This is a genomic window from Burkholderia sp. AU45388 (genome assembly GCF_030481585.1).
In the GTDB taxonomy this organism is placed as follows: domain Bacteria; phylum Pseudomonadota; class Gammaproteobacteria; order Burkholderiales; family Burkholderiaceae; genus Burkholderia; species Burkholderia sola.
In genome coordinates, this window is record NZ_JAUJPV010000023.1 from 81,707 (window position 1) to 93,361 (window position 11,655).

Here is an 11,655-nt window from a genome sequence, read left to right on the forward strand (position 1 = left end):
TGCGATCCCCTCGTTATTGTCTGTTAGTGAGCGCGCGAAAGATACGCGTTGAACCCGTGATCGAGATACGCATTGAGCGGCAGGTCGTCGCTGAGCATCGCCGCGTCGATGTCGGCGAGTTCGGCGGTGCGCTGCATGTCTTCCCAGTACGCGATGCCGACGAGCCCCGCGAGCAGCAACGCGAGCGGCCACGCGCGCAGCAGGCGGCGGGCGAACGACGTCGGCACGCGGTTCGCGGGCGTCGGGCCGTAGGCGCCGGCCGCGCCGGCGAAGGCCGGCACGAACACCGGCGCGCTCGCGGCTTCGGGCTTCTTGCGCGCGAGCGCGGCCCGGCGGGCGACGGCCAGCCGATCGGTGGTCGCGGCAGGCAGCGCGGCCGCGCGCTCGTCCAGCGCGCGACGCACCTTCAACGCGAATTCGTGTTCTCGGTTTGCGGAGCTCATAGCGTGATTCCTTTGGCCTTGAGCGCTTGCGCCAGGGTATGAGTGGCTCGCGAGCAGTGCGTCTTGACGCTGCCCTCGGAGCACCCCATTGCGGCGGCAGTCTCGGCGACATCCATATCTTCCCAATAACGCATCAGGAACGCTTCCCGTTGACGCGTCGGAAGCTTCTGGATTTCTTCGTCGATCAGGGCCAGGACCTGCTCTCTTTCGAGGCGGTGCTCGCTGCTCTCGACGCCCGCGTTGTCGTCCGCGGATTCAAGCGTTTCGAGCGGGTCGAAGTCGTCGTCGTCGGTGTTGTTCAGCGACGAGAAGAGCGTCACCCACGTGTTGCGGACCTTCTGCCGGCGGAACCAGTCGTGGATCGCGTTCTGCAGGATCCGCTGAAAAAGCAGCGGCAGCTCGGCCGCCGGCCGGTCGCCGTACTTTTCCGCGAGCTTGATCATCGCGTCCTGCACGATGTCGAGCGATGCATCGTCGTCACGTACGGCGTACGCAGCCTGCTTGAACGCGCGCCTTTCGACGCCCGCCAGAAAGTCGGCGAGTTCCTTGTCTGATGCCATTCCGTGAAGGTATGCGCTGCGGCCCGCTGCGTGGTGTAAAAGGTCGAAAAATTTCGTAAAACCCGCGGATGCTATCAAATTTTCGCGCGGCTTGGCACCGGGTCGGGCGCCGCACGTTGCGCGCGAGCCGCGCCGGCCGGGCGCCGGGCGGCGCGCATGATGCGCTGCGGGATATTTTGCTTGACGGCCCCATCGCGACCCGCTATCGTCAGCGATTCGCAACATGAAGTGATGGTCTCATTTGAGGCTGGCCCAAGAAGCCCGCCCTTCAAACTGGACGCGCCGCTTGAACCCGAGCCACAAGCCCGGCAGAGAGCACCCGATCAATTTTTTGCCGAAAATTCGAAAGGTCAAAATGAACATGCCCAGCGCGGAATTCTCCACGTCGGAACCCCTTTCCCCTCCCGATAGCGACTCCATCGGCGGCACCGTGCTCATGAAGGCACTGGCCGACGAAAACGTCGAATTCATCTGGGGCTACCCCGGCGGCTCGGTTCTCTACATCTACGACGAGCTGTACAAGCAGGACAAGATTCAGCACGTGCTGGTGCGCCATGAACAGGCGGCCGTGCACGCAGCCGATGCGTATGCGCGCTCCACCGGCAACGTCGGCGTCTGTCTCGTGACGTCCGGCCCCGGTGTCACCAACGCGGTGACCGGCATCGCAACGGCATACATGGATTCGATCCCGATGGTCGTGATCAGCGGCCAGGTGCCGACTGCCGCGATCGGTCAGGATGCGTTCCAGGAATGCGACACCGTCGGCATCACGCGTCCGTGCGTGAAGCACAACTTCCTCGTGAAGGACGTGCGCGACCTCGCGGCAACCGTCAAGAAGGCGTTCTACATCGCCCGCACCGGCCGTCCGGGCCCGGTGCTGATCGACATCCCGAAAGACATCTCGAAGACGCCGTGCCAGTACGAGCCGATCAAGAGCGTGTCGCTGCGTTCGTACAACCCCGTCACGAAGGGCCATTCGGGCCAGATCCGCAAGGCCGTGTCGCTGCTGCTGACGGCCAAGCGTCCGTACATCTATACGGGGGGCGGCATCATCCTCGCCGATGCGTCGCGTGAACTGAACCAGTTCGCGGATCTGCTCGGCTACCCGGTCACGAACACGCTGATGGGTCTCGGCGGCTATCGCGCGTCGGACAGGAAATTCCTCGGCATGCTCGGCATGCACGGCACCTACGAAGCGAACATGGCGATGCAGCACTGCGACGTGCTGATCGCGATCGGCGCGCGCTTCGACGACCGCGTGATCGGCGACCCGGCGCACTTCGCGTCGCGCCCGCGCAAGATCATTCACATCGACATCGACCCGTCGTCGATCTCGAAGCGCGTGAAGGTCGACATTCCGATCGTCGGCGACGTGAAGGAAGTGCTGAAGGAGCTGATCGAGCAGCTGCAGACGGCCGAGCATGGCCCCGACACCGAGGCGCTCGCGCAATGGTGGAAGGACATCGAGGGCTGGCGCGCGAAGGACTGCCTGAAGTTCGACCGCGAAAGCGAGATCATCAAGCCGCAGTACGTGGTCGAGAAGGCGTGGGAGCTGACGGACGGCAATGCGTTCGTGTGCTCGGACGTCGGCCAGCACCAGATGTGGGCCGCGCAGTTCTACCGTTTCAACAAGCCGCGTCGCTGGATCAACTCCGGCGGCCTCGGCACGATGGGCTTCGGCCTGCCGGCGGCGATGGGCGTGAAGATGGCCCATCCGGACGACGACGTGCTGTGCATCACGGGCGAAGGCTCGATCCAGATGTGCATCCAGGAACTGTCGACCTGCCTGCAGTACGACACGCCCGTGAAGATCATTTCGCTGAATAACCGCTATCTCGGCATGGTCCGCCAGTGGCAGCAGATCGAATACAGCAAGCGCTATTCGCATTCGTACATGGATGCGCTGCCCGATTTCGTGAAGCTCGCCGAAGCGTACGGCCACGTCGGCATGCGGATCGAAAAGACTTCGGATGTGGAGCCGGCGCTGAAGGAAGCATTGCGCCTGAAGGACCGCACCGTGTTTCTCGACTTCCAGACCGATCCGACCGAAAACGTCTGGCCGATGGTACAGGCCGGCAAGGGCATCACCGAGATGCTGCTCGGATCGGAAGATCTGTAACGGCGCGACGCGCGCCCGGCCCGATGCGGCCGCCTTCACGAAGGGCGGTGCGGCACGCGGCGGCGCGCGGCGCGAGTGAATCGACACGGACACATTCTGGAAGAAGCGAACATGAGACACATCATTTCCGTCCTGCTGGAGAACGAACCGGGCGCGCTGTCGCGCGTGGTCGGCCTGTTCTCCGCACGCGGCTACAACATCGAAACCTTGACGGTGGCGCCGACCGAAGACCAATCGCTGTCGCGGCTCACCATCGTTTCCATTGGCTCCGACGACGTGATCGAACAGATCACGAAGCATCTGAACCGCCTGATCGAGGTGGTGAAAGTGGTGGACCTGACCGACGGTGCACACATCGAACGCGAGCTGATGCTGATCAAGGTACGTGCAGTGGGCAAGGAGCGTGAAGAAATGAAGCGGATGTCGGATATTTTCCGCGGCCGCATCATCGACGTGACCGAGAAGACCTACACGATCGAATTGACGGGCGCGAGCGACAAGCTCGACGCATTCATCCAGGGGCTGGACGCGGGCGCGATCCTCGAGACCGTGCGCACCGGCAGCTCCGGCATCGGACGCGGCGAGCGCATCCTGAAGGTGTGATGCCGACATAGCCAAAAATGGCACGCCGGGTGCGCCGTCATGTCCCGGCCCGCAGTATTCCATCCGAACGAATTATTGAATTTTTTGAATTAGCGAAGGAACCATCATGAACGTTTTCTACGACAAAGACGCCGACCTCTCCCTCATCAAGGGCAAGCAAGTCACGATCATCGGCTACGGCTCGCAAGGCCATGCACACGCGCTGAACCTGAAGGAAAGCGGCGTGAACGTGACGGTCGGCCTGCGCAAGGACGGCGCGTCGTGGAGCAAGGCCGAAAACGCCGGCCTGTCGGTCAAGGAAGTCGCGGAGGCGGTGAAGGGCGCGGACGTCGTCATGATGCTGCTGCCGGACGAGCAGATCGCCGACGTGTACGCGAAGGAAGTGCACGCGAACATCAAGCAAGGCGCGGCGCTCGCGTTCGCGCACGGTTTCAACGTCCACTACGGCCAGGTGATTCCGCGCGCCGACCTCGACGTGATCATGATCGCGCCGAAGGCACCGGGCCACACCGTGCGCGGCACGTACTCGCAAGGTGGCGGCGTGCCGCACCTGATCGCTGTGGCACAGAACAAGTCGGGCGCGGCACGCGACATCGCGCTGTCGTACGCGGCGGCGAACGGCGGCGGCCGTGCCGGCATCATCGAGACGAACTTCCGTGAAGAAACCGAAACCGACCTGTTCGGCGAGCAGGCCGTGCTGTGCGGCGGTACCGTCGAGCTGATCAAGGCAGGTTTCGAGACGCTGGTCGAAGCCGGCTACGCGCCGGAAATGGCGTACTTCGAGTGCCTGCACGAACTGAAGCTGATCGTCGACCTGATCTACGAAGGCGGCATCGCGAACATGAACTACTCGATCTCGAACAACGCCGAGTACGGCGAATACGTGACCGGCCCGCGCGTCGTCACGGAAGAGACGAAGAAGGCGATGAAGCAGTGCCTGACCGACATCCAGACGGGCGAGTACGCGAAGAGCTTCATTCTCGAGAACAAGGCAGGCGCGCCGACGCTGCAGTCGCGCCGCCGCCTGACGGCCGAGCACCAGATCGAGCAGGTCGGCGCGAAGCTGCGCGCGATGATGCCGTGGATCGCGAAGAACAAGCTCGTCGACCAGACGAAGAACTAAGCACCGTCAGCAGCAAAAGGTGCTGTTCCGGCCCTTCAAGCGAAGGGCCGGCATCAAAAAGCCGTCCGAAGGCAGCAGTGCCCCGGGCGGCTTTTGTTATGCTACGGGCTTTGCAATTCACCGAACACAGAACGAATCCATGAACTATCCTCATCCGATCATCGCGCGCGAAGGCTGGCCGTTCATCGCGATTGCAGCCGTCATCGCGCTGTTGATCCATGCCGTCGGGGGCTTCGGCTTCGCGTGGCCGTTCTGGCTGCTGCTCGTCTTCGTCGTCCAGTTCTTCCGCGATCCGCAGCGCCCGATCCCGGCGCAGCCGAACGCGGTGCTGTGCCCGGCGGACGGCCGCATCGTCGCGGTCGAGACCGCGCAGGATCCGTACGCGAACCGCGAAGCGCTGAAGATCAGCGTGTTCATGAATGTCTTCAATGTCCATTCGCAGCGTTCGCCGGTCGATGGCGCGATCTCGAAGGTCGAGTACTTCCCCGGCGCGTTCCTGAACGCGGCGATCGACAAGGCGTCGACCGAGAACGAGCGCAACGCGGTCGTGATCCAGACGGCGAGCGGCAAGACCGTCACGTCCGTGCAGATCGCCGGCCTGATCGCGCGCCGGATCCTGTGCTACGTGCGCGCCGGCGAGCCGCTGTCGCGCGGCCAGCGCTACGGTTTCATCCGCTTCGGTTCGCGCGTCGACGTGTACCTGCCGCTCGGCAGCCGCGCGAAGGTGTCGATCGGCGAGAAGGTCTACGCGTCGTCGACGATCCTCGCCGAGCTCGAACAGTAAGGGGCGGGGCGCACGATGGCCGCATTCAAACCGCGTCGGCCGCGTAACGGCTCCGGCCAGACGCCACGCCCGTTCCGCCGCAACAAGGTGATGGCGCCCGATGCGGCGCCGCTCGAAAGCCGCCGCGCCGCGCGCCAGCGGTTCCTGAAGACGCGCGGCATCTATCTGCTGCCGAACGCGTTCACGACCGCCGCGCTGTTCTGCGGCTTCTTCGCGGTCGTGCAGGCGATGAACGTGCGCTTCGAGATCGCCGCGATCGCGATTTTCGTCGCAATGGTGCTCGACGGGATGGACGGGCGCGTCGCGCGCATGACGCATACGCAGAGCGCGTTCGGCGAGCAGTTCGACAGCCTGTCGGACATGGTGTCGTTCGGCGTCGCGCCCGCGCTCGTGATGTACGAGTGGGTGCTGAAGGATCTCGGCCGCTGGGGCTGGCTCGCCGCGTTCGTCTATTGCTCGGGCGCCGCGCTGCGCCTCGCGCGCTTCAACACGAACATCGGCAGCGTCGACAAGCGCTTCTTCCAGGGGCTGCCGAGCCCGGCCGCCGCCGCGCTGATCGCGGGCTTCGTGTGGCTCGCGACCGACAACCGCGTGCCGATGAAGCTCGGCTGGCTGCCATGGGTCGCGTTCGCGCTGACGATCTACGCGGGCGTGACGATGGTGTCGAACGCGCCGTTCTACAGCGGCAAGGCGCTCGACGTGCGGCACCGCGTGCCGTTCGCGGCAATCCTGCTCGTCGTCGTCGCGTTCGTGCTCGTGTCGTCGGATCCGCCGCTGATGCTGTTCTGCCTGTTCGTGTTGTACGGGCTGTCCGGCTACGTGTTCTGGGCCTACATGGCCATTCGTGGGCGGGCGAATCCGGCGCGCTCGTCGCAGCGCGATCACTGACGCCGCGCACGATCGTTGATCTGCCCGGAAACGGCGGCCTCGGAGCCGCCGTTTTCATTTGCCCCTTTTTCGAGCCGGGCCGCGTCGATTCCCGGGTGCCGTCCGATTGCGCGGCCAGCGGAATGTCGCTATAGTCTCCGCCATGACCGCATTTCCCCGCTTCTCCCTCCTTCTAGCCGGTGCGCCGCTACGCGCGCTAGCTTTGGCGCGCCTGCCGCGCTGACCGTTCTCGCCCCCCGTCTCAAGCCTCGTCTGTTGTTGAGCGTCGCCAGCGGTGGCGCGATCTCATTACGTTTGACTTCCGTATAAAGAGCCCTGGAGCCCCCCATGACAGACAAGCTGATCATTTTCGATACGACGTTGCGTGACGGCGAGCAATCGCCCGGTGCGTCGATGACGAAGGAAGAGAAAATCCGCATCGCGAAGCACCTCGAGCGGATGAAGGTCGACGTGATCGAGGCCGGCTTCGCGGCCAGCTCGAACGGCGATTTCGACGCGATCCACACGATCGCCGGTCTCGTGAAGGACAGCACGATCTGCTCGCTGGCGCGGGCCAACGACAAGGACATCCAGCGCGCCGCCGACGCACTGAAGCCGGCCAACAGCGCGCGGATCCACACGTTCATCGCGACGTCGCCGCTGCACATGGAGAAGAAGCTGCGGATGACGCCGGACCAGGTGTTCGAGCAGGCGCGTCTCGCGGTGCGTTTCGCGCGCAAGTTCACCGACAACGTCGAATTCTCGCCGGAAGACGGCAGCCGCTCGGATCTCGACTTCCTGTGCCGCGTGCTGGAAGCCGTGATCGCCGAAGGCGCGACGACGATCAACATCGCCGACACGGTCGGCTACGGCGTGCCGGAACTCTACGGCAACCTCGTGAAGACGCTGCGCGAGCGCATTCCGAACTCGGACAAGGCGATCTTCTCGGTGCATTGCCACAACGACCTCGGGATGGCGGTCGCGAACTCGCTCGCCGGCGTGAAGATCGGCGGTGCGCGCCAGATCGAGTGCACGATCAACGGCCTCGGCGAGCGCGCGGGCAACACGTCGCTCGAAGAGATCGTGATGGCCGTGAAGACGCGCAGGGACTACTTCGGCCTCGACGTCGGCATCGACACCACGCAGATCGTGCCGACGTCGAAGCTCGTGTCGCAGATCACCGGCTTCGTCGTGCAGCCGAACAAGGCGGTGGTCGGCGCGAACGCGTTCGCGCACGCGTCGGGCATCCACCAGGACGGCGTGCTGAAGGCGCGCGACACCTACGAGATCATGCGCGCGGAAGACGTGGGCTGGACCGCGAACAAGATCGTGCTCGGCAAGCTGTCGGGCCGCAACGCGTTCAAACAGCGCCTGCAGGAACTCGGCGTATCGCTCGACAGCGAAGCCGAATTGAATGCCGCGTTCATGCGCTTCAAGGATCTGGCCGACCGCAAGGCGGAGATCTTCGACGAGGACATCATCGCGATCGTGTCCGAGGAATCGGCGCTCGCGCAGGAGCAGGAGCACTTCAAGTTCGTGTCGCTGTCGCAGCGTTCGGAAACGGGCGAGCAGCCGCAGGCCAAGGTCGTGTTCGCGGTCGAGGGCAAGGAAGTGACCGGCGAGGCGCGCGGCAACGGCCCGGTCGACGCGACGTTCAATGCGATCGAGGGCGAAGTCGGTAGCGGCTCCGAGCTGCTGTTGTACTCGGTGAACGCGATCACGACCGGCACGCAGGCGCAGGGCGAGGTGACGGTCCGGCTGTCGAAGAGCGGGCGGATCGTCAACGGCGTCGGCACCGATCCGGACATCGTCGCCGCATCCGCGAAGGCGTACATTTCCGCGCTGAACAAGCTGCACTCGAAGGACGACAAGGTCAACCCGCAGCGCTCGTAAGCGTCGCGCGCCGCCGCGCGCGCGTTACACGGCTCCGAAACGCCCCGTGCGGCCCTGCGCCGCCCGGGGCGTTTTTTCATTGGCCGCTCATTCGGCGGCCGGCGCGCGGAACAGCCAGCGGCGCGCAGCCGTGCGTGCCGCCGGCTGACGCCGGCGGAACTCGACCGCGATCCCGCGCCGCGGCGCATCGGCGACGAACCCATCGAGCAGTTCGAGCACGTCGTGGTCGATGTAGTCGGCACGCGTCGCGTCGATGATCACCGCCGCCCGGTCCGGAATGTGCCGCAGGTGGTGCTTGACCTGCACCTTGCCCAGAAACGACACGTCCTTGCGGAACGACAGCAGGAAGTGGTCGTCATGCTGCGCGAGCGTGACGGGGCTCTTCAGATTCGCGACGGCGACGGCCAGCACGCTGCACGCAAGGCCGAGCGCGATGCCGAACAGCAGGTCCACTGCGAGCACGCCGACGATCGTCGCGGCGAACGGCGCGAACGCGGCCGGGCCTTGCTTCATCACCGAGCGGAACAGCGCCGGTTTCGCGAGCTTCATACCGGTGTGGATCAGGATCGCGGCCAGGCTCGCGAGCGGGATCAGGTTGATCAGGCCGGTGAGCGCGAATACGCTCGCGAGCAGCAGGATCCCGTGCACGATCGCGGACATCCGGCTTTGCGCGCCGGCGTTGACGTTGGCCGAACTGCGCACGATCACCGACGTGATCGGCAGGCCGCCGACCGCGCCCGCGACCAGATTGCCGACGCCCTGGGCCTTCAGCTCCCGATCGGGTTGCGTCGGCCGCCGCTTCGGATCGATCTGTTCGACCGCTTCGAGGCACAGCAGCGTCTCGAGGCTCGCGACGACCGCGAGCGTGATCGCAACCCGCCAGACGTCCGGATTGACCAGGTGCGCGAAGTTCGGGCCGAGTTCCGCATGCTTGAGCGATGCCGCGAGCGCCGCGAACGAGTCGAATTCGGGCAGCGTGACGCGATGCGCGGCGCCCGGCGCGGCTGCCGGTGCGACCATGCCGAGCACGAGCGTCGCGCCGATGCCGAGCACGACGACCGCGAGCGGAGCCGGTACCGAACGCACCCACGCGAAGCGCTTGAGTGCCGGCGTGTCCCATGCGATCAGCAGCGCCAGCGACGCAAGCGCGATCGCCGTGGCGGCCCATGCGGTCGGCAGCGCCAGCCAGCTCGCAAACGATTGCGCGGGCTGGCCGCCGATGCCGAATGCGAACGGAATCTGCTTCACGATCAGCAGCAGGCCGATCGCGGCGAGCATGCCCTTGATGACGGGCGACGGCACGTAGGCGGCGAAACGGCCGGCGCGCAACATGCCGAAGCCGAACTGCAGCACGCCGGACAGCAGCACCGCGAGCAGGAACGCGGAGAAGCTGCCGAGTTGCGCGATGCCTTCGACGACGATCACGACGAGGCCGGCGGCCGGCCCGCTGACGGACAGCGACGAGCCGCTCAGCAGCGCGACGACGATGCCGCCGACGATGCCGGACACGAGCCCGGCGAACGGTTCGACGCCGGAGGCATTGGCGATGCCGAGACAGAGCGGCAGCGCGACGAGAAAAACGACGATGCCGGCGACGATGTCGCGCGGCAGGGTGGACAGGCGCTCGTTCAGTTTCATGGTTGGGGTGGTGTCGTTGGCGTGGAGGGCGGCGCGGGTCAACCGAGCGCGGCGGCGGTCGCAACAGGCTCGGGCTCGGCTTCGGCTTCGGCGTCGGCTTCGGCCGGCGGTGCTGCATAGCCGGAATCGAGCTCCTTCAGGCGGCCGTCGGCGAGCGAAAAGATCCAGCCGTGCACGAGCGGCGGCCGTTCGCGGCCGCGCACGATCGGCGACGCGCGCAGCAGCCGCACCTGTTCGAGCACGTTCAGCTCGGCGAGGCGATCGGCGGCGGCCAGGTCGTCGAGCCCGTCGAGCGCGTCGCGATGGCGCCGCGCGAGCGCGCAGAGCGGCGCGATGCGGCGCGCGACGTGCGGCAGGTCGGCGGGTGGCGGCAGCAGCGATGCGCGCACGCCGCCGCACCCGTAGTGACCGCACACGATCACGTGGTCGACCTTCAGCACCCGCACCGCGTACTCGAGCACGCTGGCGGAATTGTCGTCGTCCGGCTGGAACAGGTTCGCGATGTTGCGATGGACGAACAGCTCGCCGGGCGCGCAGTGCGTGATGGTTTCGGCCGGCACGCGGCTGTCGGCGCAGCCGATCCACAGGACGCGCGGGTTCTGGCCGCGCGCGAGCGCGTCGAAGAAGCCCGGCGTGTGTTCGCGCGTCTCGCGGGCCCAGGCAATGTTGGCAACCAGCATGCTCTTGGGGCGGTTCATGAGGACTCCTTTGTGATCAAGGCGAATAAATATCGCTCGAAACGACGGAACGACATTCTTTCTAAGTTGAAAGGTTCGATTTCGACTGATATTAGGGGTATGCCCTAGCAGTCCGGGTGGGTTGAAACAAATTGTTTCAAATTGATTGGGCGTAGTGCATTGCATGCACCAGTGAGACGCATGATATGCGTCAGATATGCCTGTTTATGCGCGGGCGCCCGCATGACGGGGCGTTCAGCGTATTGTCATCGAAATGTTAACGATCGGAAAAGTTTTCCGTGTAATTCGCGAAATTAAATAAGGCAGCGGAAAAAAAGAAATGGCCATTCACGCAATCATTCGTAAATGGCCATTGCGACAATTGCGCGTCAATGCGCAATCGATCAGAACAGAGTGCGGCGATCGGGATCGTGCAGCGGGTCCGGCGTTTTCTGCGTGGTGCGCAGGATGCCCTGCGGATCGAAGTAGAAGCTGTACATCATGTACCAGACGTTGTCCTCGAGATACCGGTACGTCCACACCTCGCGCTTCATCAGCGGGAAGTAGGACGTCTCGACCGGGCGTCCGAAATTGACGAGGACGTCGGTCTTCGTCCACTTGCCGATCTCCGCGCGATAGAACTCGCTCGGCTGCAGCACCTGGCGCACGTTGACGATCCGGTGGGCCGCGTCGACGTCGGCCGCGACCGTGATCTCGCCCATCGGCTGGGTCGGCCACATCAGGCGCTTGCCGCCGCCCGGCAGGTCGTAGATCTCGCGCGGCGGCCCCATGCGCGCGACGATCGCCGACTCGTCCTGGCCGGCCTGGTATTGCTGCCACGGTTGCGCGCAACCGGCCAGCAGCGCGGCCGTGCAAGCGACCAGTACCGGCAGGCGCACGGGAATGCGAGAGCGCATCGGATTCTCCTGAACACGGAAACAAGTCCCG

The 11,655-nt window shown here is 65.0% G+C and carries 11 protein-coding genes; 6 read left to right on the forward strand and 5 right to left on the reverse strand.

All coding sequences use genetic code 11. From position 1 onward, the window contains the following. Nucleotides 1–23: 23 nt before the first annotated feature. Entirely contained in the window at nt 24–443 is a 420-nt protein-coding gene (locus tag QZM72_RS28410) for a DUF3619 family protein (RefSeq protein ID WP_089468029.1), read from the reverse strand. After that, nucleotides 440–1,003, reverse strand: coding sequence for an RNA polymerase sigma factor (locus tag QZM72_RS28415; protein WP_027784998.1), 564 nt, complete (start codon nt 1,001–1,003; stop codon nt 440–442). Before QZM72_RS28415 ends, QZM72_RS28410 begins: the two co-directional genes overlap by 4 nt. Before the next feature lie 355 nt (nt 1,004–1,358). Between QZM72_RS28415 and QZM72_RS28420 the strand changes: the two genes are divergently transcribed. The 6 genes from QZM72_RS28420 (at nt 1,359) to QZM72_RS28445 (ending at nt 8,392) form a co-directional block, all read left to right on the forward strand. After that, nucleotides 1,359–3,122: an acetolactate synthase 3 catalytic subunit gene (locus QZM72_RS28420; protein ID WP_089468028.1), complete on the forward strand. Its 1,764-nt coding sequence runs from the start codon at nt 1,359–1,361 to the stop codon at nt 3,120–3,122. Nucleotides 3,123–3,233: 111 nt separating this feature from the next. Next, the gene (ilvN, locus tag QZM72_RS28425) at nt 3,234–3,725 is read left to right on the forward strand and encodes an acetolactate synthase small subunit (protein WP_006398781.1); all 492 of its coding nucleotides are present in this window, start codon (nt 3,234–3,236) and stop codon (nt 3,723–3,725) included. 106 nt (nt 3,726–3,831) lie between these two features. Continuing rightward, nucleotides 3,832–4,848 carry a ketol-acid reductoisomerase gene (gene ilvC, locus QZM72_RS28430; protein WP_034190794.1) on the forward strand — a complete coding sequence of 339 codons (1,017 nt, stop codon included), beginning with the start codon at nt 3,832–3,834 and terminating at the stop codon, nt 4,846–4,848. 139 nt (nt 4,849–4,987) lie between these two features. Next, nucleotides 4,988–5,632, forward strand: coding sequence for a phosphatidylserine decarboxylase (locus QZM72_RS28435; RefSeq protein WP_006491035.1), 645 nt, complete (start codon nt 4,988–4,990; stop codon nt 5,630–5,632). 15 nt (nt 5,633–5,647) lie between these two features. Further along, nucleotides 5,648–6,520, forward strand: a complete 873-nt coding sequence (gene pssA / locus QZM72_RS28440) for a CDP-diacylglycerol--serine O-phosphatidyltransferase (RefSeq protein ID WP_089468027.1) — start codon at nt 5,648–5,650, stop codon at nt 6,518–6,520. Between the two features lie 327 nt (nt 6,521–6,847). Further along, nucleotides 6,848–8,392 carry a 2-isopropylmalate synthase gene (locus QZM72_RS28445; RefSeq protein ID WP_089468026.1) on the forward strand — a complete coding sequence of 515 codons (1,545 nt, stop codon included), beginning with the start codon at nt 6,848–6,850 and terminating at the stop codon, nt 8,390–8,392. Nucleotides 8,393–8,479: 87 nt separating this feature from the next. Here the strand turns inward: QZM72_RS28445 and QZM72_RS28450 are convergent, their stop codons facing one another. The 3 genes from QZM72_RS28450 to QZM72_RS28460 all read right to left on the reverse strand — a co-directional run bounded on the left by QZM72_RS28450 (nt 8,480) and on the right by QZM72_RS28460 (nt 11,624). After that, entirely contained in the window at nt 8,480–10,030 is a 1,551-nt protein-coding gene (locus QZM72_RS28450; protein ID WP_089468025.1) for a SulP family inorganic anion transporter, read from the reverse strand. Between the two features lie 38 nt (nt 10,031–10,068). After that, nucleotides 10,069–10,728, reverse strand: coding sequence for a carbonic anhydrase (locus tag QZM72_RS28455; RefSeq protein WP_301739754.1), 660 nt, complete (start codon nt 10,726–10,728; stop codon nt 10,069–10,071). 383 nt (nt 10,729–11,111) lie between these two features. Further along, nucleotides 11,112–11,624: a hypothetical protein gene (locus QZM72_RS28460; protein WP_089468023.1), complete on the reverse strand. Its 513-nt coding sequence runs from the start codon at nt 11,622–11,624 to the stop codon at nt 11,112–11,114. Nucleotides 11,625–11,655 lie beyond the last annotated feature (31 nt).

Bases quoted from the DNA above. Each gene is read 5' to 3' on its own strand.
- QZM72_RS28435 (WP_006491035.1), top strand. From the start codon at position 4,988: ATGAACTATCCTCATCCGATCATCGCGCGCGAAGGCTGGCCGTTCATC.
- QZM72_RS28445 (WP_089468026.1), top strand. From the start codon at position 6,848: ATGACAGACAAGCTGATCATTTTCGATACGACGTTGCGTGACGGCGAG.
- ilvN (WP_006398781.1), top strand. From the start codon at position 3,234: ATGAGACACATCATTTCCGTCCTGCTGGAGAACGAACCGGGCGCGCTG.
- QZM72_RS28455 (WP_301739754.1), bottom strand. From the start codon at position 10,728: ATGAACCGCCCCAAGAGCATGCTGGTTGCCAACATTGCCTGGGCCCGC.
- QZM72_RS28450 (WP_089468025.1), bottom strand. From the start codon at position 10,030: ATGAAACTGAACGAGCGCCTGTCCACCCTGCCGCGCGACATCGTCGCC.
- QZM72_RS28420 (WP_089468028.1), top strand. From the start codon at position 1,359: ATGAACATGCCCAGCGCGGAATTCTCCACGTCGGAACCCCTTTCCCCT.
- QZM72_RS28460 (WP_089468023.1), bottom strand. From the start codon at position 11,624: ATGCGCTCTCGCATTCCCGTGCGCCTGCCGGTACTGGTCGCTTGCACG.
- QZM72_RS28410 (WP_089468029.1), bottom strand. From the start codon at position 443: ATGAGCTCCGCAAACCGAGAACACGAATTCGCGTTGAAGGTGCGTCGC.
- QZM72_RS28415 (WP_027784998.1), bottom strand. From the start codon at position 1,003: ATGGCATCAGACAAGGAACTCGCCGACTTTCTGGCGGGCGTCGAAAGG.
- pssA (WP_089468027.1), top strand. From the start codon at position 5,648: ATGGCCGCATTCAAACCGCGTCGGCCGCGTAACGGCTCCGGCCAGACG.
- ilvC (WP_034190794.1), top strand. From the start codon at position 3,832: ATGAACGTTTTCTACGACAAAGACGCCGACCTCTCCCTCATCAAGGGC.